Origin of the sequence: Actinoplanes sp. DH11 (assembly GCF_020873875.1) — a bacterium.
Classification (GTDB): domain Bacteria; phylum Actinomycetota; class Actinomycetes; order Mycobacteriales; family Micromonosporaceae; genus Actinoplanes.
Genome location: NZ_JAHWGU010000005.1, coordinates 28,441 through 52,556 on the forward strand (window position 1 = coordinate 28,441; position 24,116 = coordinate 52,556).

Consider the following 24,116-nt stretch of genomic DNA (forward strand, 5'->3'; position numbering starts at 1 on the left):
GGTGGGTTGCCGGGGTGGTGCGGCGGGCCGGGCGGGACTCGCTGGCTCGGAACAGTTTGCTGATCATGGCTACTACCGTGGTCAACGGGGGGCTGGGGTATCTGTACTGGATGGTGGCCGCCCGGTGCGTGCCGGCGTCGGAGGTCGGGACTGCTACGGCGTTGATCTCGGCGGCCACGGCGGTCAGCATGGTCGCGAATCTGGGCGCCGGGCACATGTTCATTCAGCGGCTTCCCGGTAGTGACGCGGGTGCGTGGTCGCGGATCGTCAGCGGGGGGCTGGTGTTCGGGACGGCCGCAACGGTCGTCGCGGCCGTGGCGGCGGCGCTCGTGGTGCCCGCGGTCGCGGAGAACTTCGGGTTCCTCGCCGGTGTGCCGGGGGCGGCGGCGCTGGTGTGCGCCGCCGTGGCCGTGACCGGTACGACCCTGCTGGACAACGTCTACGTCGCGCATCGGGCGGGACACGGCATGCTCGTACGCAATCTGGTCGTCGCCGCCGGCAAGATCGTGACCCTGCTCGTGATCCTGGTGGCCGGGTCGCAGGGCGCCCGCCTCGACTGGGCCGGCGCCGTACTGATCTCCTGGACCCTGCCGTCGCTGCTGGTGAGTGCGCTGACCGTGGTGATCGGGCCGCACCGGTTGCGGCCCGGCGCGCGGCTCCGCCTCGCCGGGATCCGGGCCGAGTTGCCCCGGCTGCGCGCCGCGGTGACCGGCCACCACCTGATCAATCTGACGCAGGCCGGGCCGGCGGCGCTGCTGCCGGTGCTCGTCACGGCGCGGCTCGGATCGGACGCGAACGCCCACTTCTACCTGGCCTGGATGACTGCGGCGATGCTCTTCATGGTGTCGCCGGCGGTGGCGTCCGCGCTCTACGCCGAGCGCACCAACGCCGCGCCGGTCGGCCTGACGCGGGCGGCGGCGGTGGTACTCGCTGTGGTGGGGGTGCCGGCGGTCGTGCTGCTGGGCGCCGGGGACGCGATTCTCGGGATGTTCAGCGCCGGGTACGCCGACGAGGGCGGCCTGCTCCTGAAGCTTCTGGTGGTGGCGGCCCTGCCGGACGCGGTGACGAACCTCGCGGTCGCGCACTGGCGCTCGCGGGGCGATTTCCGCCGCTGCCGCCGCCTCAACGCGGTCCGGGCGGTGTCCTGCCTGTTCCTGGCGTGGTCACTGCTGCCGGTTTGGGGGGTGACCGGTGCCGGGGTGGCCTGGCTGGCCGGCCAGACGGCGAGCGCCCTGCTGGTGGGGGTGCTGGCGACCGTGCGAAGAGCCCCGGATCGGGGCCGGCGGGATGCGGTGGTGGAGGGCGACGTGCGTACATCTGCGGGGTTGACATGAGTGGCACCAGGCCGGTGGCAAGCCGCCGGATCGTCGGGGAACGGCCGGGCGCGGGGAGCGACGACGGGCGGCTGCGGATCCTGCACCTGTCCAACCTGTACGCGCCGGTGATCGGCGGGCTGGAGCGGAGCATCGCCACCAGCAGCGAGGAACTGGTGCGGCGGGGGCACGAGGTGACCGTGCTGACGCTGGCGACGTCGCGGGCGGCCCACGACGAGACGATCAACGGGGTACGGGTGGTCCGCGTCCGCAGCGTCGCGAACACGATGCTGCCCCGGCTGAACGCGGACCCCGCGAAGCCGTTCCACCCGACCCTGCCGGACCCGCTGACCACGGCGGACATCGCGCGGGTCCTGCGCGCGCACGAGTTCGACCTGGTGCACAGCCACGACTGGCTGATGTACAGCTTCCTGCCGCTGCGGTCCGGGCTGCCGCACCTGCACACCGCGCACGACTTCGGCCTGACGTGTGTGCGCAAGACGTTCGCCCCGGACGGCCGCCGCTGCCCGACCGGCCCGAGCCTGTCACGGTGTGTTCGGTGCGCGTCGGCACAGTACGGCGCCGCCCGGTCGGCCGTGCTCACTGTGGGTCTGCGCGCTCAGCGGCACGAGGGGATCGACACGGTCACCGCGATCTCGTCGTCGGTCGCGTCCGCGGTGCACCTGGCCCGGCTGCCGGGGGAGGTGCCGGTGCGGGTGCTCTCCAGCCTCGTGCCGGACGGCCTGGACGCGCTGGCCCGGGACACGCCCCGGCCGGACTGGCTGCCGGCCGGCCCCTATCTGCTCTTCGTCGGCCAGCTCGGCCGGCACAAAGGCATCGACGTGCTGTTCACCGCGTTCCGCCGGCTGGCCGCGACCTGGGCCGGTCCGGGTCCGGCGCCCCGGCTGGTCTGCCTCGGCGCGCGGCGCGACGACACGCCACCGGTCCCGCCGGGGGTGGTGGTCCGGCACGACGTGCCGCACGCGCAGGTGATGGCGGCCTGGCACGGTGCGGCCGCCGGGGTGGTGCCGTCGCTGCTGGAGGGGATGGGTCAGGTGGCGGTGGAGGCGATGCTGGCCGGTGCGCCGCTTGTCGCCTCCGCCTCCGGCGGCCTGCTGGACGTGGTGCGCGACGGCGTGGACGGCCTGCTGGTCCCGCCCGGCGACCCCGACCTGTTGCACACCGCGCTGGTGCGCGTGCTCACCGATCGTGACCTGGCCGCGCGGCTGCGAGCCGCCGGTCACCAGCGCGGGCTGGACTTCACCGCCGCCCGCGTCGTGCCCCAGATCGAGGAGGTCTACCGTGACTGCATCGCAACCGCCCGCCGCTGACACGCGCATCCTGGTGGTCGGCTCCGGCTGGCGGTTCCTCTCCGGGATCAGCTACTACACCTGCCGGCTCAGCAACGCGCTCGCCGGGCGTTTCGAGGTGGGCGCGATCCTGATGCGCCAGTTGCTGCCAGCCCGGCTCTATCCCGGGCGGGAGCGGGTCGGTCACTCCCTCGCCGACCTGCGTTACGAGCCGGGGGTACGGGTCTTCGACGGCGTCGACTGGTGGGCGGCACCGAGCCTGTTCCGGGCGGTGCGTTTCCTGCGCGAGTTCCGGCCGGACGTCCTGGTGCTGCAGTGGTGGACCGGTGCGGTGCTGCACTCGTACCTGGTGCTATGCCTGGTCGCGCGCTCGCTCGGGATCCGGGTGGTGGTGGAGTTCCACGAGGTGCAGGACACCGGCGAGGCACGGTACGCCTGGGCCGCCCGCTACGTGCGGCGCTGCATCCGGCCGCTGCTGCGCCGCACCGACGGGGTGATCGTGCACTCGAGCTTCGACCTGCGGGCCGTCGCCGAGACGTACCGGCTGGGCGGCGTGCCGGCGGAGGTGGCGCTGCACGGGCCGTTCGACCACCACGAGCCGGTCGCGCGGCGGCCCGGACCGCCCGGGGTGTGCCGGCTGCTGTTCTTCGGGACGATCCGGCCGTACAAGGGTCTCGAGGATCTGATCGAAGCCTTCGCCGAGCTGGGGCCGGGGTACCACCTGACCGTGGTGGGCGAGACCTGGGAGGGCTGGACGCTGCCCGGCGAGATGATCGTGGACTCGCCGGTGCGGGACCGGATCACGTTCGTCAACCGGTACGTGCCGGACACCGAGGTGAACGACCTTTTCGCCGGCGCCGACGTGGTGGTGCTGCCGTACCGGCGCAGCTCGGCCAGCGGGCCGTTGCACATCGCCATGAGTCACGGCGTGCCGGTCGTGGTGACGGCGGTGGGCGGTCTGGTCGAGGCGGCCGAGGGATACAGCGGAACGGTCTTCGTCCCGCCCGCGTCACCGGCCGACCTGGCTGCCGGAATAGGCCGTGCCGCCGGCCTGACCGGCCGGCGGCACGCGGATCCTTCGTCGTGGCAGCGAACTGTTGACGCCTACTCCCGGCTGCTGGCCCGGATCGGGGGTCAGGACATCGACACGTCGTCGAACCAGACGGTGCCGGTGTTGTCGCCCGACTTGAGGTGAAGCTGGACGCTGGCGGCGCCGGCCGGTGCGACCGCGTCCACGGTCAGCTTGGTCCAGCCGCTGGTGCCCTTGGCGACCTGCTTCGACGAGTTCTGGCCGAGCCACTTGTCGTTGGCGTCGAACCAGCTCAGCGCGATCTCGTTGGAACCTGTCACGTTGAGGCCCTTGGCCCAGGCCTCGGCGTGCCACGCCTTGCCCGGCTGCACCGGGGTGACCGGGGAGGTGCGCACCGACGGGATGTTGGAGCCGCTGCGGCCGGTGCCGGAGAAACGGGCCGAACCGGAGCCGGTCCGTGCCACGTCACGGACCCGCACCGCGGAACCCTGCTCGGCCAGGTACGGCCGCCACGGCGAGTTGCCCGCCGCCGCCTCGAAGCCCAGGTCCAGCACGCCGTTCGTGATCTTGCCGCCGGTCCAGGCGGTGCGCACCACGGCCGCGGCCGGCTTGGCGGTGCCGTCGGCCCGGTAGAGGCCGAACTTGTACTGCGCCGGCAGCTTCGAGACCTGCGAGTTGGACGGGATCGCGCCCTCGCTGAAGTCGTTGAGCGTCCACGGGGCGACCGAGGCCACGCCGGTGAGCTGGGCGGCCGTGAACACCCGGGCCAGGAACGCGGCCTGCTCGCCCTCGCTGCCGGAGGCCGTGCTGACACCGGTCTCGCCGATCACGATCGGGGACGGGCTGACCGCGGCCTGCGCCTTACGGATCTCCGCGAGCGACCGCTCCGAGGTGCCGTAGAAGTGGAAGTCGTAGTAGTCGAGCGGGGTGCCGGCCAGCACCTGCTTGATCTTCGCCATCGCGGGGGCGCCGCTCTGCCCGTCGACCGAGAGGGTCAGCGGCATGGTCGGCACGGCAGCGCGTACGGCCGGGATGATCTTCTTGACCCAGGTCACCGAGGCGGCGTCGGACGGGTTGAACTCGTTCTTCAGCTCCACCGAGATCACTCGCGGGTCGTTCGCGTACGGGCTGAGCACGGCCTTCGCCCACGCCGCGCTGCCGGTGGCGTCGCCGTAACCGGCCCACCAGTCGAACAGGGTCAGCTTGACGGTCAGCCCGTACGAGTCGGCGATGCTGATGAACTTGCGCAGGCGCTCGGTGTACTCGGCCTTCGGGGTCGGGTAGCCGAACGACTGCGGGAAGACGATGACCCGGACGTTGTCGGCGCCGAGCGCGGCGGCCTTCGCCATGTCGGCCTCGATCCGGGCGGCGTCGAAGGACGTCCACATCGCCGACCAGCCGGCGTTCGAGGGGTAGTAGTTGATCGTCTTGGCCGCCAGGGTGGCGTCGAGGCGGCTCGCCAGCGTGGTGACGACTCCGCCCTGGATCTTCATGGTGCCGGTCTTCACGGTGCCAGTCTTCACGGTGGTGCTGGTCTTCGTGGTGGCTTTGGGAGCGGGGGCCGGCTTGGTCGCGGCCGTGGCCTCCCCGGCCGGCGCGATCACGGCGAGGAGCAGCGAGGAGGCGACGATCGCTGCGCGGCTGCGAACAGTCTTCACGGGGGGTCCAGCCCTTCACGTCTTGGCTTGTTTTCTGGTGACCCTCCATTCGGTCGATGCCCGGCAATCGTCAGACTTCGGTGGATGTAGTGCGGTTGCGATGGGGGAGCGGACAGGTGCACGCCCTTCATTCCCGGGGCGGCGGCCGATGGTGCGCCGGCCCGCCCTGGGGGTGACGCTCAGACGGGGTAGTGCCGGGGGGTGTAGACGGCCCTGCTGCCGTCGCCCCGCTCGATCGTCCGGGTCTGCGACGAACCGATGATGAGCAGGCAGCGCATGTCGACGGTGGCCGGGTCGAGGTCGCCGAGCGTGGTCACCCGGATCTCCTCGGCCGGGCCGCCCACGTCCCGCCCGACGACCACCGGCGTCTGCTCCGAACGGTGCTCCAGGAGCAGCTTGCGGGCCCGGACGAGTTGTTCGGTCCGCGACTTCGACGCCGGGTTGTAGATCGCGATCACCAGGTCGGCGGCGGCCGCCGCGACGAGCCGCGTCTCGATCGCCGACCACGGCTTGAGCCGGTCGGAGAGGGAGAGCACGCAGAAATCGTGGCCGAGCGGCGCACCGGCCCGGCTCGCCACGGCCTGCGCCGCGGTCAGGCCCGGCACGATCCGGACCGGCACGCCGGCCCACTGCGGATCCTCGGAGACTTCGAGTACGGCGGCGGCCATCGCGAAGACACCCGGATCGCCGGACGAGACGACCGCGACCCGGCGACCGCGTTTCGCCAGGTCGAGCGCGAAGGCGGCACGTTCGGCCTCGACCCGGTTGTCGGAGGGGTGGCGGCGCTGGCGGGGGTTGGCCGGCACCCGGTCCACGTAGGGCCCGTACCCGACCAGGTCGTCGGCGGCGGCGAGCGCGGCCTGCGCCTCCGGCGTGAGCCAGGCCCGGTCGCCGGGGCCGAGCCCGACCACTGTGACACTGCCGTCGCCCGCCGGCGTCTCCGGGGCGGCGGCCGCGAACGCCGTTGCGGCGGGGCTGGGCAGCAGGGCCAGCGAGAAGTACGGCACCGACTCCGGGTCCACCTCGCGCAGCGGCGCCGACCGTTCCCGGTCCGTGGTGGCACGCTCCACGTACCACGCGTCGTCGAGGCGGCCGGCCTGCTCGAGGGCGTCCCGGACACCGGCGAACGTGCGGCCCAGTTTCATCACGGCGGCCGAGTCGGTGGTGGACAGCCGGGCGGCCAGCTCGGCCGGTGACAGCGTGCCCGGCAGGACGGTCAGGACCTCGTCGCGTTCCATCAGCGGGCGGCCCAGCACGGCGGAGGCGGCGCTGACCGAGGTGACGCCGGGGACGACAGTGGTCTCGTACCGGTCGGCGAGCCGTTTGTGCATGTGCATGTAGGAGCCATAGAAGAACGGGTCACCCTCGGCCAGCACCACGACGTCCCGGCCGGCGTCCAGGTGCGCGGCCAGGCGGGCGGCGGCCTCGGCGTAGAACTCGTCGATCGCGCCCTGGTAGCCGCCCGGGTGGTCGGTGCCCTCGGTGGTGACCGGGTAGATCAGCGGTTCCTCGATCTGGCCGGCACGCAGGTAACCGGCCGCGATCGCCCGGGCGTTGCTGCGCCCGTGCCGGGCGGCGTGGTAGGCGACCACGTCGGCCGCCTCGATCAGCCGGGCCGCCTTCACGGTGACCAGTTCGGGGTCGCCGGGCCCGAGCCCGACACCGTAGAGCCGGCCGGGCCGCGTCACTTCGTTCGTCATCTACCTATTCCGCCTCGGATGCGATGGCGTTGATCGCGGCAGCCGTCATGGCGCTGCCACCGCGCCGCCCACGCACGATCAGATACTCCAGCCCGGACTCGGCCAGGGCCTGCTTGGACTCGGCCGCGCCGATGAAACCCACCGGGATGCCGAGCACCGCGGCGGGCCGGGGCCCGCCCGCCTCGACCATCTCCAGCAGCCGGAACAGCGCGGTCGGCGCGTTGCCGATCGCCACCACCGCGCCGTCCAGCCGGTCACCCCAGAGGTCCATCGCGGCCGCGCTGCGGGTGTTGCCGATCCGGGCCGCGATCTCCGGCACGGCCGGGTCACGCAGCGTGCACACCACGTCGTTGCCGGCGGGCAGCCGGTTGCGCGTCACTCCGGACGCGACCATCTCGGCGTCGCAGAGGATCGGGGCGCCGCCGAGCAGCGCCGTCCGGGCCGCGGTCACCACGGCCGGGCTGTACCGCACGTCCGGCACCAGGTCGACCATCCCGCACGCATGGATCATCCGGACCACGACGCGTGCCACCTCGGCGGGGAGCCCGCCCAGGTCGGCCTCCGCCCGGATCGTGGCGAACGACCGCCGATAGATCTCAGCGCCGTCGCGCACGTACTCCATCAAGATCTCCTTGCTTCCGCCACCAGTTCCCCAAGATCACGTACGCCGTCCGCGCCGCCGTGCCCCGCCGGGCCGGTCGTGGCCTGGTGGGACACCGCGTAACCGTCCGGTGTGGCCCGGACCTGTACGTGCCGGCCGGCCGGGCTGCCGCACGCGCGGTCGCACCCGACCCAGTGGACCGGCAGGCCGTCGACGAAGCGGGCGGTACGCGCCGCGTCCGCGCGCACGTCGGCCAGCGACTTCGCGCAGCCGGGACGCCCCGCGCACGCGGTCACGCCCACCCACGGTGAGTCCGGCGCCACGGCGAGCCCGGCCGCGTTCAACCGGTCCGCCCAGGCCGGCGCGCCGGCGGGCGCCAGGTCGGCGGCGAGGATGCCCCGCCACGGCGTGACGACCAGCCGCGGCGCCTTTTCCAGAACCTTCAGCTGTACGGGTCCCAGCCGCCCCAGCGGCACCAACGCCCCGACCGAGACGAGCGGGCTGTCCGGCTGCGCGAGCACACCCAGCAGGTCGCCCGGTTCGAGCGGTTCGACCGATGTGGCCGGTCCGACCGCTACCGTGCTCAGCCCGAGGTCCGCGCACACCCGGGCGGCGACCCGGGCCGGGCCGTCGCGCAGTTCCCGCAGCCGCCACGCCGCCGCGCCCGCACCCCGCTGTGCCGAGCGTTCGGCGAGGAACGCGTGCGCCGCCGCGATCAGCACCGCGACCACTCGCCCGGCCGCAACCCGCAGCCCGACGTCGTGCCCGCCCAGCCGGATCACGAACTCCGGGCCGGAGCCGTCCGGGCCGGAGCCGTCCGCAAGGGAGCCGGGGACGGCTGCCACGTCGGCGGCGAGCGGCACGTGACCCAGGGCGAAAAGGAACTTCCCCGGTAGCGCGGCCAGGGCCGGGTCGCCGAGGATCGCGCTGTCCAGCCGGGCGGTCAGGGCGCGGATCGTCGGGCCGGCGAGGGGCGGCGCCGCTATGTTGCGTACCGCGTCGTGGGTCTCCGAAGGCAGCAGCCCGGCGGCGCGCAAGCGGGCCGCCAAGGTCTCCGCGTCCTCCGTCCGCACGCCTCTGACCTGGAAGTTCGCGCGCGAGGTCAGCTCCAGGAAGCCGTCGCCGAACTCCGTGGTCAGTTCCCGCAGGGCCCGCAGCTGGTCGCCGGTCAGCTCGCCCGCGGGCAGCCGGACGCGCGCCAGCAACCCGTCGGCGGCGGCGTGCAGCCGCAGCGCGCCGGGGCAGGCGTCGGTGTCGGACTGCCGGAGGGGGGCCACGGCCCGGATACTACGGGCGATCACCGGAGGGGCCGCACCCTCGGGTCGGCAGCGTCACAACTCGGGCCCGCCGCGGCATCCAGTAGCGTGTAGCGAAAGTGAATCGTGCGGCGACGCCGCGGAGGAAGCCGGTGCGAGTCCGGCGCGGTCCCGCCACTGTCACCGGGTTGCCCCGGGAGCCAGGAACTCCGGTCGCCGTGATCTCTACTACCCGGGGCGCGGACCCCGAGGGGGAGCGCACGCGTGTTTCTGCTGCTGTCGACGTCCGACACCGACCTGCTCAGCGCCCGGGCCAGCGGCTCGGCCTGGCGGCTGGGCAACCCGGCCCGGACCGGGGTCGACGACCTGCCCGCCCTGCTCGACGGCGTCGACCTGGTGGTGGTGCGCATCCTCGGCGGCCGCCGGGCCTGGGAGGAGGGCCTGGACACGCTGCTCGCCGGTGACGTCCCGGTCGTCGTCCTCGGTGGCGAGCAGGCGCCGGACGCGGACCTGATGAAGCTGTCCACCGTCCCGGCCGGTGTCGCGGCGGACGCGCACGTCTACCTGGTGCACGGCGGCGCCGCGAACCTGGCGTCGCTGCACGACTTCCTCTCCGACACGGTGCTGCTGACCGGCAACGGGTTCGCGCCGGCCGTCGAGGCGCCGCAGTGGGGGGTGCTCGAGCGGCCGGCGGTGGAGGCCACCACGACCGTCGCGGTCCTCTACTACCGGGCGCACCACATGGCCGGCAACACCGCGTTCGTGGAGACGATCTGCCGCGCGATCGAGGCGAAGGGTGCCCGGGCGCTGCCGATTTTCACGGCCTCCTTGCGTACGGCGTCGCCCGAGCTGCTGGCCGAACTGCGCAAGGCGGACGCCCTGGTGGTGACGGTGCTGGCGGCCGGCGGCACCAAGCCGGCGACGGCGAGTGCCGGTGGCGACGACGAGGCGTGGGACGTCGGCGTGCTCGCCGACCTGGACGTGCCGATCCTGCAGGGACTCTGTCTGACCAGTTCGCGGGCCACCTGGGAGGCCAGCGACGACGGCCTGTCGCCGCTGGACGCGGCCACGCAGGTGGCGATCCCGGAGTTCGACGGCCGGATCATCACGGTGCCGTTCTCGTTCAAGGAGATCGACCCGGAGGGGCTGTCGGTCTACGTCGCCGACGAGGAGCGGGCCTCCCGGGTCGCCGGGATCGCGGTGGCGCACGCCCGGCTGAGGCACGTCCCGCCGGCCGACCGCCGGATCGTGCTGATGCTCTCGGCGTACCCCACCAAGCACTCCCGGATCGGCAACGCGGTCGGCCTGGACACCCCGGCGTCCGCGGTGGCGCTGCTGGCCGCCCTGCGCGACAGCGGCTACCGGGTCGGCTCCTTCACCGGCTACGACGGCGACGGTCTGATCCACGCGCTCATCGCGGCCGGTGGGCAGGACCCCGACTGGCTGACCGAGGAACAGCTCGCCGGCAACCCGGTGCGGATCTCCGGCGCGGCGTACTCGTCGTGGTTCGACACGATGCCCGAGGACTTCCGTGCCTCGGTGTCGCAGCACTGGGGTGCGGCGCCGGGCGAGCTCTACGTCGACAGCGGCGACATCGTGCTCGCGGCGCTGCGTGACGAGAACATCGTGGTCATGGTGCAGCCGCCGCGCGGTTTCGGTGCCAACCCGGTCGCCATCTACCACGACCCGGACCTGCCGCCGAGCCATCACTACCTGGCCGCCTACCGGTGGATCGCCGACGAGTTCGGCGCGCACGCCGTGGTCCACGTCGGCAAGCACGGCAACCTGGAATGGCTGCCCGGCAAGAACGTCGGCATGTCCGCCTCGGACGGCACCGACGCGGCGCTCGGCGACCTGCCGCTGATCTACCCGTTCCTGGTGAACGACCCGGGCGAGGGCACGCAGGCCAAGCGCCGCGCCCACGCCACCCTGGTCGACCACCTGATCCCGCCGATGGCGCGCGCCGAGTCGTACGGCGACATCGCCCGGCTGGAGCAGCTGCTCGACGAACACGCCAACATCGCGGCCCTGGACCCGGCGAAACTGCCGGCGATCCGGGCCCAGATCTGGACCCTGATCCAGGCCGCGAAGATGGACCACGACCTCGGCCGGTCCGATCGCCCGGACGACGAGGAGTTCGACGACTTCATCATGCACATCGACGGATGGCTGTGTGAGGTCAAGGACGTGCAGATCCGGGACGGCCTGCACGTCCTCGGCTCGGCGCCGGTCGGCGAGGCACGGATCAACCTGGTGCTCGCGATGCTGCGGGCCCGGCAGATGTGGGCGGGCAAGGTGGCCGCCCTGCCGGGTCTGCGGGAAGCACTCGGGCTCGCCGAGGACGCGTCGACGGCCGAGACGGACGCGGTGGAGGAACAGGCGCGGGCGCTCGTCACGGCGATGGAGGAGCGCGGCTGGCCCACCTCCGGCATCGCGGACCTGTCGGACAACCCGGACGTGATCCGGGTGCTGGAGTTCGCCGCCACCGAGGTCGTCCCCCGCCTCGCGCGGACCACCGACGAGATCACCCACGTGCTGCACGCCCTGAACGGCGGCTACGTCCCGGCCGGCCCCAGCGGTTCCCCGCTCCGCGGCCTGATCAACGTGCTGCCGACCGGCCGCAACTTCTACTCCGTCGACCCGAAGGCCATCCCCAGCTCGCTGGCCTGGGAGACCGGCCAGGCGATGGCCGAGTCGCTGCTGAACCGCTACCGCGCCGACCACGGCGGCACCTGGCCGAAATCGGTCGGCCTCTCCGCCTGGGGCACCAGCGCGATGCGCACCGCCGGCGACGACATCGCCGAGATCCTCGCCCTGATCGGCGTCCGGCCCGTCTGGGACCCGGCGTCCCGGCGTGTCACCGGCTTGGAGCCGATCGCGCGGGCGGAGCTGGGCCGTCCCCGGATCGACGTGACGGTCCGCATCTCCGGCTTCTTCCGGGACGCGTTCCCGCACGTCGTGGCGATGATGGACGACGCGTTCACGATGGTCGCCGCGATCGACGAGCCGGACAACTACGTCCGCGAGCACGCGCTGCGGGACCAGGGCGAGCACGGCGACTGGCGGCGGGCCACCATGCGGATCTTCGGGTCACGGCCGGGGGCGTACGGCGCCGGCATCCTGCCGCTCATCGACAGCCGCAACTGGCGCGACGACGCCGACCTGGCCGAGGTGTACGCGGTGTGGGGCGGCTTCGCCTACGGCCGGGACCTGGACGGCGTGCCCGCCCGGCCGGACATGGAGAACGCGTACCGGCGGATCGACATCGCGGCCAAGAACATCGACACCCGCGAGCACGACATCGCCGACTCCGACGACTACTTCCAGTACCACGGCGGCATGATCGCCACGGTCCGCGCGCTCACCGGCAAGGCGCCGGCCGCGTACATCGGCGATTCCACCAACCCGGACCAGGCACGCACCCGCAGCCTGACCGAGGAGACCGCGCGGATCTTCCGCGCCCGGGTGGTCAACCCGCGCTGGATCGCGGCCATGCGGCGGCACGGCTACAAGGGCGCGTTCGAGCTGGCGGCCACGGTCGACTACCTCTTCGGGTACGACGCCACCGCCGGCGTGGTGACCGACTGGATGTACGAGCAGCTCGCGGCGAGTTACGTGCTCGACCCGGAGAACCAGGAGTTCATGCGCCGGTCGAACCCGTGGGCGCTGCACGGCATCAGCGAGCGGCTGCTGGAGGCCGCCGACCGCAAACTCTGGGACTCCCCGGACCCGGCGACCCTCGACGCGTTGCGGGAGCTCTACCTGGAGACCGAGGGCGAGCTGGAGGACGGCCCCGCGTAAATCCGGTTGTGCGCCATGGGCCCGGCGGCGAGGCTGGGCCCATGTTCGTGCAGCGGGAGACGCCGGGCCGGGAGTCCGAGGTTCACGCGGTCACGCTGGCCGCCTTCGGCCGGGCGGCCGAGGCCGAGCTGGTGGACGCACTGCGAGCCGACCCGGGATGGCTGCCGGCGCTGTCCCTGGTCGCCCTTGACGGCGACGGCCTTTCCGGCGGCGGCGCCCTTGACGATGGCGGCCTTTCCGGCGGCGGCGGCGCTCTCGGCGGTGGCGGCGCTCTTGGCGGGGATGGCGACGGCGGCGCGGTGATCGGGCACGTGGTCTGCAGCCGGGCCACGGTCGGCGGCGAGCCGGCCCTCGGTCTCGGCCCGCTCAGCGTGCGCCCTGACCGGCAGCGGCGCGGCGTCGGCTCAGCGCTGGTGCACACGGTGCTCGGCGCGGCCGACGCCCTCGGCGAACCGCTCGTGGTGCTGCTCGGCGACCCCGCGTACTACTCCCGGTTCGGCTTCCGGCTCGCCGCGGAGTTCGGGATCGAGCCCCCGGTGGCCGAGTGGGCGCCGCACTTCCAGGTCCGGACGCTGACGGCGTACCGGCCCGAGCTGCGCGGCGCCTTCGCCTACGCGGCGCCGTTCGCCGCGGTTTAGCCCGGCGCTTCCGCGCGGGTCTGGTTCAGCGCTTCCGCGCGGGTCTGGCTCAGCGTCTTCCCGTGGTCCGGCTCAGCCTGTCCGCGTGGCTGGCTCAGGGCTTTTCCGGGTTGCGGCGCAGCAGGTACGTGTCCATGATCCAGCCGTGCCGCTCGCGGGCCTCGGTACGGGTCCGCACGATCTCGTCCGCCACCTCGCCCACCCGGCCGGACGCGAGCAGCTCGTCCTCGGTGCCGACGTAGGCGCCCCAGTAGATCTCCGCCTCCGGGTGTGCCGTGAACGCCTGCTGTGCGTCGAGCATGACTACCACGTCGTCGGCGCCTTCCGGCCAGCCCTCGGCGAGCCGCCGCCCCGTGGTGATCTGCACGGGCTGCCCGACCCGGTTGAGCCCGACCCGGTGCTTGGCGGCGAGTGCCGAGACGCTGCTGATGCCGGGGATCACCTCGTACTCGAAGGTCGTCGCCCCCCGCTCCAAGATCTCGTCCAGGATCGCGATCGTGGAGTCGTAGAGCGCCGGGTCGCCCCACACCAGGATCGCGCCGGTCTCGTCCGGCCGGAGGTGCTCGTCGATCAGTTCCTCGATGACCAGGGAACGCCGGTGCCGCCAGTCGGCCACGGTGCCGGTGTAGTCGGCCGGCGTGCGGTCACGGTCCGGGTCGCGGCCCTCGATGATCCGCTTGTGCGGGTGCGAGTACGCCCGGATGATCCGCTCCCGCAGGTCGATCAGGCTCTGCTTGGTCTCGCCCTTGTCGAGCAGGAAGAACACGTTGGTCCGGCCGATCGCCTTGGCGGCCTGCAGGGTCAGGTGGTCCGGGTCGCCGGCGCCGATACCGACTACGTAGATCTTCCGCATGGCATGCAGTCTGCCTCAGCCGCCGCGCCCGCCGATCGAGGACCCGGCGCCGCCGGGCATCGCGGCCGTGTGCTCGAGCGATCGCGGATCCGGCGCCCCGCCGGCCGCGTGCCCCGCCGGCCGGCTCTCAGTCGGACAGGAGCGGGACCGACGGTGACATCTGCCGGCCGATCATCGAGCCGCGCCGCAGCGCCTCGGCGCCGAACCGGTCCCTGACCCGGTCCACTGCCGCGTCCAGGTCGTCCTGGTCCGGCTCCGGGGTGAACGGCAGCTCCAGTTGCACGTTTCCCTCGCCGTCGAGGTTGCTGACCGCGACGCCGACGAGGGTCAGCCCGCGTTCGTCGATCATCGGCCGGGCCTCGCGCAGCAGTTCCTCGGCGGTGTGCAGGATCGCGGCGGTCTGCATGGTCGCCTTGAGCAGGCTCCGGGACCGCGTCGCCCGGCTGTAGTCGCCGAACCGCAGCCGCACCGTGACCGTCCGCCCGGACCGGTGGGCCCGCCGCATCCGCCGGCCGACCCGGTCGACGAGGGCCGCGAGGGTGGCCTCGACGGCCCCGAAGTCGCGGTCGGTGGAACGCCCCAGCGCGCACTGTGCCCCGATCGATCCCCGGCGGTGGCCGGTGTTCACGCGCCGGGGGTCGCGGTTGTGGGCGAGCGCGTGCAGGTGCCGGCCGGCGCCGGCGCCGAGCATCGCGACGAGGGCCGCCTCACCGACCCGGGCCACGTGCCCGACCGTGTGGATCTGCCGCTCGCGCAGCTTGGCCGCGGTGACCGGGCCGACGCCCCAGAGCCGCTCGACCGGCAGCGGATGCAGGAAGGCGAGCTCTTCGCCGGGCGGCACGACGAGCAGGCCGTCGGGTTTGCCGGCGGCGCTGGCCACCTTGGCGAGGAACTTGGTGCCCGCCACCCCGACCGTGATCGGCAGGCCGGCCCGGGCCCGGACCTCGGCGCGCAGCCGGTGGGCGATCTCCACCGGCGTGCCGCGGATCTTGCGGAGGCCATCGACGTCGAGGAACGCCTCGTCGATGGAGAGCGGCTCGACGATCGGCGTGGTGTCCTCGAAGATCGCGAAGACCTCGCGGCTGGCCGCCGTGTAGGCCGACATGCGCGGCGGCACCACGATCGCCTGCGGGCAGAGCGCCCGGGCCCGGCCGAGCGACATCGGGGTGCGGACGCCGGACGCCTTCGCCTCGTAGCTCGCCGCCAGCACGACACCGCCGCCGACCAGCACCGGGCGGCCTCGCAGCGAGGGGTCGTCGCGCTGCTCGACGGACGCGTAGAACGAGTCCAGGTCGGCGTGCAGGATCACTCCCGCATGCTAGTACATGTGTTCGATTGGTGTCCGCCGACACGTTGCACGGCACCGGCGGAAGGCGCGGCCGGGGCGGAACTAGCTTGGGGGAATTCCGGAGCGAGATTCTCGGTTTGCCGAAGTTGAGTCACCCACGCTCAATACTTGAGGAGCCACCCATGCTCAGCACTGCGACCCTTCGCACGCCCACGGTGCGTGACCTCGAGCGACTCACCGCCCGGGTCTACGCCACCCGGGAGGCGGGCGCCCGCCTCGACGCCTACCGCCGGGACGACACCTTCTTCATCGACATCGACCTGCCCGGCGTCGACCCCGCCTCGATCGACATCACGGTCGACGGCAAGGTGCTGACGGTCCGCGCCGAGCGCCGGCGCGACGACGCCGAGAACGTGCGGCTGGTCGTCGCGGAGCGCGAGATGGGCGACTTCTCCCGGCAGGTCCACCTCGCCGAGACGCTGGACACCGACCGGCTGGAGGCCAGGTACGAGACGGGCGTGCTGACGCTGCGGATCCCGGTTCTGGAGCAGAAACCCCGCAAGATCGAGATCACGAACGCCTGAGTACGCCTCTCAGCGCCGAACCGAGCCGGTCAGCGCGCGAACCAGCCGGTCAGCGCGAACGAGCCGGTCAGCATGAACGAGCCGGTCAGCGCGTGAATGAGCCGGTCAGCGCGTGAATGAGCCGGTCAGGGGCCGGGACGACGCCGTTCAGCGCCCGAACTGGAGCCAGTTCACGTTGACGAACTCGGTGTCGTCCGGCGCCGTGAACGTCAGGAACACGGTGTGCACGCCGGTGACCGGGGTGAGCGCCGCGATGGACGTACGCCAGTTCTGCCAGCCGCCGGTGTTGCTCACCGACACCTCGCCGACCGGGGCGTTCTCCTTGCTGTCCAGGCGGATTTCGACGCGGCCGGCGAGGTCGATGCCGCACGACAGCCGCAGCCTCGCCTTGGTCGCCGCCACCTGGCCGAAGTCGAGGTTGTCGAACCGCAGGTGGTCGCCCCGGTTGATCCAGCCGACGTTCTGGCCGCCGCCCTCGTCCTCGGTGTCCTGCGCCTGCGCGCCGGCGAGTTCGGTGGCGGCCTCGGCCTGCAGCACCGGGTACTCGACGGGGACCGGCGCCGGCGTGGCCGGCGCGGACGCCGGCTCGGTGGTGGCCGGCTCGGTGGTGGCCGGCTCTGTGGTGGCCGGCTCTGTGGTGGCCTGTTCCGTGGTGGCCGGCGCGGCGGCGGACGGTGCCGCCGAAGTGGCCGCCGCGGCGGCCGGAAGCACCTGCGCCGGGGTGTCCTGCCAGCGGCCGAGACCGTACCCGGCCAGCAACAACGCAACGCCGCCGAGCCCGGTCAGGGCGCGGCGGCGGTTGGTCCACGAACGGGTGCGGTAGACGTTCGGAGATCGCGGGTCCACCGGATCAGGGTAATGAGTCAGTCCGGGGCCAGTTCGGTGAGGATCTCTTCGCCCAGTTCGGCGGCGGTCTTCGGGTCGGCGTCCGGCCCGCCGATCCGAGGGTCCCAGTTCGGGTCGTAGAACAGTTCCGTCGCCCCGGCCTCGGCGTAACGCCGGGCGCCGTCCCGGATCTGCCGCCACGACCCGGACAGCGGCACCGACTCGTCCCGCCGGCCCGGCCGCACGGCGCCGCGCACGACGACCCGTACCGTTGCCGGGTCCTTTCCGGCCTCCTCGGCCGCCGCCCGGACGATTGCCGCACCGCGCGCGATCTCGTCGAGGCTCGCCCGGCTGCTGCTCACCCAGCCGGCGGCGATCCGCCCGGCCCGGCGCAGCGCCACGTCCGCGCCGCCGCCCAGCAGGATCGGCGGGCCGCCCGGCTGCACCGGTGGCGGCGCCATCCGGCTCGGCGGAAGGGTGTAGAGCTCGCCGTCGTGTGCCGACTCGCCACCGGCGAAGAGTGTCCGCAGCACCGCGAGGTACTCCTCGATGCGCCGCCCGCGCGGCCTCGGGTCAGAACCGGTCGCCAGGAACTCCGGCTCCGACCAGCCGCTGCCCAGCCCGAGGTCGAACCGCCCGCCGGAGAGCACGTCCAGGGTGCTCACCTGCTTGGCGAGGTAGGCGGGTGACAGGTACGGCAGGTTGATCACCGAGACGCCGAGCCGGATCCGCCGGGTGGCCGCGGCGGCCCAGGTCAGCGCGACGATCGGGTCGAGCACGCTGCGGTAGACCGGCGCCAGGTCCTGCTCCCGGCCGACGAGGAGCCGCTGGAACGCCCAGAGCCCGTGGTAGCCCAGTTCGTCGGCACGGCGGGCCACCGCGGCAAGCGTCTCCGGCTCCGCCCAGGCACCGGCGACCGGGCACCCGAAACTGATCAGCATCGGTCAGCTCGAGTAGACGCGGGTCGGTGCGACCAGGACCGCTGTCCGGCGCTGCTCGATCATGGTCCGGTCGTAGGCGGGCCAGTCGTCGTGCGTCCCGCCGGCGGCCGTGAAGATCTCGCGCAGCAGCAGCCGAAACCGTTCCGGGTCGAGCCACGGCTGCGGATCGTCCGGTCCCGCCAGCAGCGCCCGTCCCTCGACCGTCGCGTACTGCCAGCCGCTGCGGAACGCGACCGCCAGCTGTGGCCGCTCCCGCAGGTTCCGCAGTTTGACCGACCCGTAGGTCACGAACGCCAGGACCGGCCCGCCGCCCGCCGGGTGCTCGACGATCCCCGTGTTGACGAGCGTGGATTGGACCGTCCCGTCGGCCCGGACCGTGGACACGATGGCCAGCCCGGTCTCGGAGCGGCTCAGTTCCCAGGCGTCCTCGAGTGCTCCCATGGCTGAACCCTAGTCAAGTTCAGGCCGGTGCGCCCTCCAGGAACAGGCGGCCCGCCTCGTGCGCCGGGACCGGGCGGGAGAAGTAGTAGCCCTGTGCGAAGCCGCACCCCATCTCGCGCAGCGCGGCCAGCTGGCCGAACTCCTCGATGCCCTCGGCCACCGTCGCCATGCCGAGGCTCTTGCCGAGGCGGACGATGGTGTCGGTGAGCGCGGTGTCGTCGGCGAGGACGCCGAGGCGTTCCACGAACGAGCGGTCGATCTTGAGGGTGTCCACCGGGAATCGGCGCAGGTAGGCCAGGGACGAGTACCCGGTGCCGAAGTCGTCGATCGCGAGGGTGAGGCCGAGTGCCTTGAGCCGGACGAGCTGCTCCAGGTTCGCCTCGGTGTCGGTCATCAGGACGCTCTCGGTCATCTCCAGGCAGAGACGGTCGGCGGGCATGCCGGTCTCGGCGAGCACGGCGGTCACGGTCTGTGCCAGGTCGGCCTGGTCGAACTGCCGGACCGACACGTTCACCGACATCTTCAGCGGGCGGCCACCGGCGGCGGTGCTCCACTCGACGGCCTGCCGGCACGCCTCGTGCAGGACCCAGCGGCCGAGCGGCACGATCAGGCCGGTCGCCTCGGCGATCGGGATGAACTCCAGCGGGTTGATCATGCCGCGGGTGGGGTGCGGCCAGCGGGCCAGCGCCTCGAACCCGACCACCTCATGGGTCTCCAGGTCCACCGTGGGCTGGTAGTGCAGGCGCAGCTCGCCGCGTTCCAGGGCGCCGCGCAGGTCGGATTCGAGCTCCAGTCGTTCGATCAGGCCGTCACGCATCCGCGGGCGGTACCCGGCGAAGACCCCGCCGCCGGCCGCTTTCGCGTGGTGCATGGCGAGGTCGGCGTTGCGCATGATCTGCTCGGCGCGCTCGCCGGACGTCTCGTCGGCGGCGGCCTCCAGATCGGCGTCCGACGCCAGCCCGATGCTGGCCCGCACGTGGATCAGCCGGTCACCGACCGCGACCGGGGCCTCCAGGTCGTCCAGGATCCGGCGCGCCACGGCCTCGGCGCCGTCCGACTCCACCAGCACGCCGAACTCGTCCGCCCCGAACCGCGCGACCACGTCGTCGTCCCGCACACAGCCGCGGATCCGGTCGGCCACCTGCACCAGGAGCTGGTCGCCGGCGAGGTGGCCGAGGCTGTCGTTGACCCGCTTGAAGCCGTCCAGGTCCAGGTGCAGCGCGGTGACGCCGCCGCCGTTGGCGAGCACGAAGGCCGTCCGGTCCCGGAACAGCGCCCGGTTGGCGAGCTGGGTGAGCGAGTCGTGGTACGCCTCGTGCACGATCTGTTCCTGCAACTCCATCCGCTCGCTGATGTCCCGGGTGTTCAGGACCAGGCCGCGGACGTGCGGGTCGTCCAGCAGGTTCGTGATCGTCATCTCGGCCTGCCGGGTGCGCCCGTCACGGTGCCGCACCGTCAGCTCCAGCACGGTCGTCGCGTGCGGGCGCCCGGTGACCTGCCGCAGGGTCTGTGCCAGCCGCAGCGCCGACTCCGGGTCGAGCAGCTGGGTGAGGCGCCGGTGGGTGAGGTACCGCGCGGGATAGCCGAAGATCCGCTGCACCGACTCGCTCTGATAGAGCACGTCCGACTCCGGGCTGACCACGGTGACGACGTCGGAACTCTGCTGGACAAGCGCGTGGAACTGCTGTTCCCGGGCGTAGAGCGCGGCGGTCCGGTCGGCGACCCGCTTCTCCAGGGTGCTTGTCAGGTTGCGGTTCTCCAGCTGGGTGAGGAGCTGCCGGCCGACGATCAGCAAGATCAAGAACGAGCGGGTGTACGCGACGAACGGGTGGCTGTGGCCGGTGGAGACGTGGAACAGCACGCTGGAGGCGAGCGCGGCCAGCACCGCCACATAGGGCAGCAGCACCGCACCGCCGCTCAGCGCACGCGGCACGTCGACCGGCGCGATCGCCGGCGCCTTGGGCCGCAGCCCGGCGAGCAGGATCAGGGCGTAACCGGCGATCCATCCGAGGTCGAGCAGCCGGCCGGCGCCGTCGTCGTGGATCAGCCCGAGGTAGGCGTACCCGAAGTCGGTGACCGCGAAGGCGAGCACACCGAGGCCGACGAGCGCGAGGTCCGCGCCGCAGCCGTGCAGCCGCCGCTGCTGCGGAAGCATGTAGGCGACCATCGTGGCGATCACGATGTCCCCGAGCGGGAAGATCAGCGTCAGGTAGAACGGCAGCCCCGGGCCGGTGCCCGGCTCGGTGATCGGGTCGACCAGGAACACCCAGGCGACGAGCGCCAGGGACAGGGCGATCAGCAGGCCGTCCAGCACGCTGCGGACCCGGTTGGCGAGCGGCTGGGCCGTGCTCGGCAGGATCAGCAGGCCGGCCGGGACCAGGACCGCCATCCCGATCAGGGTGAGGTGGGGGTGGACCAGGACGGGCTCGATGTCCGATCCGGCGGAGACCACGAACTGGAACTGGCCGGCGCCCCAGCAGAACACCCCGGCGGCGACGGCGGCCCAGCCCCACCGGGACCGTCCGGTGAAGGTGCGGGAGCGGCGCAGGCACGCCGCGGCCGCGGCGGTCGCGGCGACGAGCAGGGCGCCCGCGGTGACCGCCCGGGTCGTCGCCGGCCCGCCCACGCCGGCGCCGATCAGCACGGCGACCAGGACGAACAGGGTACCGACGACGATGCGGAGCCCGGTCCACCGGCGCACCGCCGATGGATCCTGGGCCACCGTGCTGTTCCGCATCCGATCCTCCGGTACTCCCGTGTGCCGGCGAGTGTGTGCCGGGCTGAGTACTCGGGACATCGGGCCGCCGGCGCCCGGCCTGAGGGAAATTCAGATCAGACCGTCCTCGTAGGCGACGATCACCAGCTGCACCCGGTCCCGGACACCGAGCTTGGCGATCGCCCGGGTGACGTGGGTCTTCGCGGTCAACGGACTGATCACCAGCCGGGCGGCGATCTCGTCGTTGGAGAGCCCCGTGGCGACCAGCCCGACCACCTCGCGCTCCCGGTCGGTGAGCACGGCCAGCCGGTCGCCGCCCGGTCGCGCGGCCGCCGGCACCGGCCGCTGGGCGAACTGCCCGACCACCCGGCGGGTGACACTGGGCGAGAGCAGCGCGTCGCCGGCCGCGACCACCCGGACCGCGGCGCGCAGGCCGTCCGGCTCGATCTCCTTGGTGAGGAAACCGCTGGCGCCGGCCGCGAGCGCGGAGAACACGTACTCGTCGGTCTCGAACGTGGTCAGGATGATGATCCGGCAGGTGGCGAACGCGAGGATCTGCTTCGTCGCGGTGATCCCGTCCAGCCCCGGCATGCGGATGTCCATCAGGATGACATCGGGGCGCAGGGTACGCGCGGCGCGTACCGCCTCGTCCCCGGTCGACGCCTCGCCGACGACGTCGATGTCCCGCCCCCGCCGCAGCAGGCTGCGGAAACCGGCGCGGACCAGGTGCTGGTCGTCGGCGAGAAGAACCCTGATCGTCATGCGTCACTCCGGGATCGGGATGCCTGCGCGTACCGTGAAACCGTTCCGGCCGGGCCCGGCCGTCAGCGCCCCGCCGAGCGCGGCCACCCGCTCCCGCATCCCGGCGATGCCGTGCCCGTCCACCACCGGTTCCGGCACCGCGTCACCGTTGTCCTGGACGTCGACGACCACCCGGGTCGGTGAGTACCGCAGCGTCACCACGGCACGGCTGGCGCCCGCGTGCCGGACCGTGTTGGTCAGCGACTCCTGCACCACGCGGTAGACGGCGGTGGCGACCGGCGCGGGCACCTCCACCGGGTCGCCGAACTCGGTGAGCGAGACCTCGAGACCCGCGGCGCGTACCTGATCGACCAGCCCGGACAGGCTTGCCAGGGCCGGCACTTCGCCCTCGCGCAACACGCCGACCAGCGCTTTCAGATCGGTCATCGCCTGGTTGCGCACGTCCTGGGCCAGCTTCAGCGACGCCCGCGCCTCCTCCGGCTCGGCGTCGAACGCGTCGATCGCCACGTTCAGGTGCACCCCCACCACGGCCAGCGTGTGCGAGACCACGTCGTGCAGGTCGCGGGCGATCTCCACGCGTTCCTCGGCCCGCCTCCGGCGCGCCTCGACCTCGCGCTGCCGCTCGTCCTGGGTGATCCGGTGCGCGACCTCGGCGCGCCAGAGCGACGAGCTGCGGTACGCGGTGACGCCGGCCAGCACGGCCGCCAGCCAGAGCGCCTCCCCGCCGGAATGTGCCAGCACCCAGTCCGACGACTGCTGGGCCACCGTCGCGTCCCAGACCGTCCAGTACAGCAGCGCCACCGCACCGGTGACGATCGCGAACCGGGTCCGCCCGGCCAGCACCACACCGGCGAAGGCGGCGGTGGCCGGCCAGACACCGCCCGCGTCGAGGAGGAACGCGCCGCGCTGCCCGAGCAGGACGAGCAGCGACAGCACCAGGACGGTACGGGGCCACCGGCGGATGCCGAGGGCGAGCAGCGCGAGCGTGCCGGCGAGCGGGCCGGTGAAGACGCCGTCCACGTGCCCGCCGGTGATCGCCAGCCCGGCGGGCACCCCGACCAGGGTCAGCACGGCGGCCGCCCCGGTGAATCTCTTCGTTGCCAGATCGATGGTCATGCCCGGGACGCTAGGGCCGTGCTGCGGGCCGGCGCGTCGTCCCGGCGATGGCACCCGCATGGACTCCTCCCGCGTACGAGCTACATCGTTCGATGTATGTCCCGATGCTCGACAAGGTAGCCCGCCTGCCGCAGCCCGGGCGTCGCGCCGCCGCCCGGCCGCCGGCGCCGCCCGGTCAGGGTGTGGCTTCGCGCCGTGCCTTGGCCCGGCGTTTGCCCTCGTGCATGGCCTGGACCCGGGCCACCGGGATGGTGTGTCCCTCCTCGATCAGGCTCTTCTCCAGCGGCTGCGGCGCGGGCAGGGCCTCGGCCCACGCGTCGCGGCCGGCGAGCAGCCCCGGCGCGGTGTGCACGGTGAAGTCGCCGGGGGACACCGCGTCGAGGTCGGCCCAGGCGACCGGGAACGAGACCGGGACGCCGGGGCGGATGCGCGGGCTGTACGCGGCCGCCACCGTCGCCCCACCCGCCCGCGTCGCGTCGAGGAAGACCTTGCCGTGGCGGTCCTCCCGGATGAAGGCCGTGGTGGCGAGCGCCGGGTCGAGGCGTTCCGCGCGGGCGGCGACGGCTCGCTGCGCGGCGGCCACGTCGTCGGGGGCGGTGTCCGGTGCCAGGGTGACGAAGACGTGCACGCCCTTGGAGCCGGACGTCTTGACCGCCCCGGTCATGCCGGCGTCGGCGAGCACCTGCCGGACCAGCCGGGCGGCCCCGACGGCGAGCCGGAACCCGGCCTTCTCGTCACCGGCGTCCTCCGGCGGGTCCAGATCCATGATCAGGTGGGTGGGGTGGTGCGAACCGGCGAGCGTGAGACCGGGGTGGTACTCGATCGCCCGCTGATTGCCGAACCAGAGCAGCGTGCGGCGGTCGTTGCCCATCGCGTACGTCACCTCGCGGTGCGACGCGTCCGCCCAGATGCTGGTCCGCGGCACCCAGTCCGGGGTGTACTTGGGCAGGTTCTTCTGCATGAACCTCTGGTCCTCGCCGCCCGGCTTCTTGGGCAGGACCCGGATCACCGAGAGCGGCCGGTCACGCAGCACCGGGACGAGCCGGTCGGCCATCGTGTCCAGGTAGTCCACGAGGTCGCGCTTCGTCGCGCCGGCGCCGGGGAAGAGCTCCTGATCCAGGTTGGTCAGCTTGACGCCGTCGCGCTCCTCACCGGCCGGGCCCTTGGCGCCGCCCGAACTCCTGGAAGCAGCGCCCGCCGAACTCCTGGAAGCAGCGCCTGCCGGATCCTTGGAAGCAGCCATGTGCCCATCGTGCCGGAAACCGGGCGGATCCGCCGTCCGC

At 72.9% G+C, this 24,116-nt stretch carries 19 protein-coding genes and 1 riboswitch; of the genes, 6 read left to right on the forward strand and 13 right to left on the reverse strand.

Translation table 11 applies throughout. The annotated features are described in order from the left end of the window. Nucleotides 1-65 precede the first annotated feature (65 nt). Genes LPA41_RS08965 through LPA41_RS08975 form a run of 3 tightly spaced genes read left to right on the forward strand, consistent with a single transcriptional unit; the run spans nucleotide 66 to nucleotide 3,818 of the window. On the forward strand, nucleotides 66-1,334 hold the full coding sequence (locus tag LPA41_RS08965) for a sugar transporter (RefSeq protein ID WP_229069511.1): 1,269 nt from the start codon (nucleotides 66-68) through the stop codon (nucleotides 1,332-1,334). Further along, on the forward strand, nucleotides 1,331-2,644 hold the full coding sequence (locus LPA41_RS08970) for a glycosyltransferase family 4 protein (protein ID WP_229069513.1): 1,314 nt from the start codon (nucleotides 1,331-1,333) through the stop codon (nucleotides 2,642-2,644). The genes LPA41_RS08965 and LPA41_RS08970 overlap by 4 nt, the downstream gene beginning before the upstream one ends. Beyond that, nucleotides 2,616-3,818 (forward strand): glycosyltransferase, encoded by a 1,203-nt coding sequence (locus LPA41_RS08975; protein ID WP_229069514.1) that lies wholly within the window; start codon nucleotides 2,616-2,618, stop codon nucleotides 3,816-3,818. The genes LPA41_RS08970 and LPA41_RS08975 overlap by 29 nt, the downstream gene beginning before the upstream one ends. Here the strand turns inward: LPA41_RS08975 and LPA41_RS08980 are convergent. The 4 genes from LPA41_RS08980 to LPA41_RS08995 form a co-directional block, all read right to left on the reverse strand. Continuing rightward, on the reverse strand, nucleotides 3,758-5,311 hold the full coding sequence (locus LPA41_RS08980; protein ID WP_229069516.1) for a cellulase family glycosylhydrolase: 1,554 nt from the start codon (nucleotides 5,309-5,311) through the stop codon (nucleotides 3,758-3,760). The genes LPA41_RS08975 and LPA41_RS08980 overlap by 61 nt on opposite strands. A 179-nt stretch (nucleotides 5,312-5,490) precedes the next feature. After that, on the reverse strand, nucleotides 5,491-7,011 hold the full coding sequence (locus LPA41_RS08985) for a precorrin-2 C(20)-methyltransferase (protein ID WP_229069518.1): 1,521 nt from the start codon (nucleotides 7,009-7,011) through the stop codon (nucleotides 5,491-5,493). A gap of 4 nt (nucleotides 7,012-7,015) precedes the next feature. Continuing rightward, nucleotides 7,016-7,636, reverse strand: a complete 621-nt coding sequence (locus LPA41_RS08990) for a precorrin-8X methylmutase (protein ID WP_374238131.1) — start codon at nucleotides 7,634-7,636, stop codon at nucleotides 7,016-7,018. Continuing rightward, nucleotides 7,633-8,889 carry a nitrite/sulfite reductase gene (locus LPA41_RS08995; protein ID WP_229069522.1) on the reverse strand — a complete coding sequence of 419 codons (1,257 nt, stop codon included), beginning with the start codon at nucleotides 8,887-8,889 and terminating at the stop codon, nucleotides 7,633-7,635. The genes LPA41_RS08990 and LPA41_RS08995 overlap by 4 nt, the downstream gene beginning before the upstream one ends. A gap of 87 nt (nucleotides 8,890-8,976) precedes the next feature. Continuing rightward, nucleotides 8,977-9,097: riboswitch (cobalamin riboswitch) on the forward strand. A 35-nt stretch (nucleotides 9,098-9,132) separates the two neighbouring features. On the opposite strand from LPA41_RS08995, the gene cobN reads away from it, so the two are divergent. After that, on the forward strand, nucleotides 9,133-12,669 hold the full coding sequence (cobN, locus tag LPA41_RS09000) for a cobaltochelatase subunit CobN (protein ID WP_229069523.1): 3,537 nt from the start codon (nucleotides 9,133-9,135) through the stop codon (nucleotides 12,667-12,669). Nucleotides 12,670-12,710: 41 nt separating this feature from the next. Continuing rightward, nucleotides 12,711-13,307 carry a GNAT family N-acetyltransferase gene (locus tag LPA41_RS09005; protein ID WP_229069525.1) on the forward strand — a complete coding sequence of 199 codons (597 nt, stop codon included), beginning with the start codon at nucleotides 12,711-12,713 and terminating at the stop codon, nucleotides 13,305-13,307. Between the two features lie 94 nt (nucleotides 13,308-13,401). Here the strand turns inward: LPA41_RS09005 and cobF are convergent, their stop codons facing one another. Further along, the gene (gene cobF, locus LPA41_RS09010; protein ID WP_229069527.1) at nucleotides 13,402-14,160 is read right to left on the reverse strand and encodes a precorrin-6A synthase (deacetylating); all 759 of its coding nucleotides are present in this window, start codon (nucleotides 14,158-14,160) and stop codon (nucleotides 13,402-13,404) included. A 127-nt stretch (nucleotides 14,161-14,287) separates the two neighbouring features. Continuing rightward, complete coding sequence (dinB, locus tag LPA41_RS09015) at nucleotides 14,288-15,469, reverse strand: DNA polymerase IV (protein ID WP_229069529.1); 1,182 nt, start codon at nucleotides 15,467-15,469, stop codon at nucleotides 14,288-14,290. Nucleotides 15,470-15,630: 161 nt separating this feature from the next. On the opposite strand from dinB, the gene LPA41_RS09020 reads away from it, so the two are divergent. Continuing rightward, nucleotides 15,631-16,032 carry an Hsp20/alpha crystallin family protein gene (locus tag LPA41_RS09020; protein WP_229069531.1) on the forward strand — a complete coding sequence of 134 codons (402 nt, stop codon included), beginning with the start codon at nucleotides 15,631-15,633 and terminating at the stop codon, nucleotides 16,030-16,032. A 147-nt stretch (nucleotides 16,033-16,179) separates the two neighbouring features. Here LPA41_RS09020 and LPA41_RS09025 read toward each other — a convergent pair whose 3' ends face one another. The 7 genes from LPA41_RS09025 to LPA41_RS09055 form a co-directional block, all read right to left on the reverse strand. After that, the gene (locus LPA41_RS09025) at nucleotides 16,180-16,878 is read right to left on the reverse strand and encodes a carbohydrate-binding protein (protein ID WP_229069533.1); all 699 of its coding nucleotides are present in this window, start codon (nucleotides 16,876-16,878) and stop codon (nucleotides 16,180-16,182) included. 17 nt (nucleotides 16,879-16,895) lie between these two features. Next, complete coding sequence (locus tag LPA41_RS09030; RefSeq protein ID WP_229069535.1) at nucleotides 16,896-17,798, reverse strand: TIGR03619 family F420-dependent LLM class oxidoreductase; 903 nt, start codon at nucleotides 17,796-17,798, stop codon at nucleotides 16,896-16,898. 3 nt (nucleotides 17,799-17,801) lie between these two features. After that, nucleotides 17,802-18,239: a TIGR03618 family F420-dependent PPOX class oxidoreductase gene (locus LPA41_RS09035; protein ID WP_229069537.1), complete on the reverse strand. Its 438-nt coding sequence runs from the start codon at nucleotides 18,237-18,239 to the stop codon at nucleotides 17,802-17,804. A 19-nt stretch (nucleotides 18,240-18,258) separates the two neighbouring features. Then, a complete protein-coding gene (locus LPA41_RS09040; protein WP_229069538.1) occupies nucleotides 18,259-20,976 on the reverse strand; it encodes a bifunctional diguanylate cyclase/phosphodiesterase in 2,718 nt (905 codons plus the stop codon). 90 nt (nucleotides 20,977-21,066) lie between these two features. Beyond that, nucleotides 21,067-21,717: a response regulator transcription factor gene (locus LPA41_RS09045; protein ID WP_229069539.1), complete on the reverse strand. Its 651-nt coding sequence runs from the start codon at nucleotides 21,715-21,717 to the stop codon at nucleotides 21,067-21,069. Between the two features lie 3 nt (nucleotides 21,718-21,720). Continuing rightward, nucleotides 21,721-22,833, reverse strand: coding sequence for a sensor histidine kinase (locus LPA41_RS09050; protein ID WP_229069540.1), 1,113 nt, complete (start codon nucleotides 22,831-22,833; stop codon nucleotides 21,721-21,723). 175 nt (nucleotides 22,834-23,008) lie between these two features. Then, nucleotides 23,009-24,076, reverse strand: coding sequence for a DNA polymerase domain-containing protein (locus tag LPA41_RS09055; protein WP_229069541.1), 1,068 nt, complete (start codon nucleotides 24,074-24,076; stop codon nucleotides 23,009-23,011). Nucleotides 24,077-24,116: the final 40 nt, after the last annotated feature.

Excerpts from the sequence above, each read along its gene's own strand:
- LPA41_RS09005 (WP_229069525.1), top strand. The coding sequence starts at position 12,711 with ATGTTCGTGCAGCGGGAGACGCCGGGCCGGGAGTCCGAGGTTCACGCG.
- LPA41_RS09045 (WP_229069539.1), bottom strand. The coding sequence starts at position 21,717 with ATGACGATCAGGGTTCTTCTCGCCGACGACCAGCACCTGGTCCGCGCC.
- LPA41_RS09020 (WP_229069531.1), top strand. The coding sequence starts at position 15,631 with ATGCTCAGCACTGCGACCCTTCGCACGCCCACGGTGCGTGACCTCGAG.
- LPA41_RS09030 (WP_229069535.1), bottom strand. The coding sequence starts at position 17,798 with ATGCTGATCAGTTTCGGGTGCCCGGTCGCCGGTGCCTGGGCGGAGCCG.
- LPA41_RS08970 (WP_229069513.1), top strand. The coding sequence starts at position 1,331 with ATGAGTGGCACCAGGCCGGTGGCAAGCCGCCGGATCGTCGGGGAACGG.
- LPA41_RS08965 (WP_229069511.1), top strand. The coding sequence starts at position 66 with ATGGCTACTACCGTGGTCAACGGGGGGCTGGGGTATCTGTACTGGATG.
- LPA41_RS09040 (WP_229069538.1), bottom strand. The coding sequence starts at position 20,976 with ATGCGGAACAGCACGGTGGCCCAGGATCCATCGGCGGTGCGCCGGTGG.
- LPA41_RS09055 (WP_229069541.1), bottom strand. The coding sequence starts at position 24,076 with ATGGCTGCTTCCAAGGATCCGGCAGGCGCTGCTTCCAGGAGTTCGGCG.
- LPA41_RS08985 (WP_229069518.1), bottom strand. The coding sequence starts at position 7,011 with ATGACGAACGAAGTGACGCGGCCCGGCCGGCTCTACGGTGTCGGGCTC.
- LPA41_RS09035 (WP_229069537.1), bottom strand. The coding sequence starts at position 18,239 with ATGGGAGCACTCGAGGACGCCTGGGAACTGAGCCGCTCCGAGACCGGG.
- cobF (WP_229069527.1), bottom strand. The coding sequence starts at position 14,160 with ATGCGGAAGATCTACGTAGTCGGTATCGGCGCCGGCGACCCGGACCAC.
- LPA41_RS09050 (WP_229069540.1), bottom strand. The coding sequence starts at position 22,833 with ATGACCATCGATCTGGCAACGAAGAGATTCACCGGGGCGGCCGCCGTG.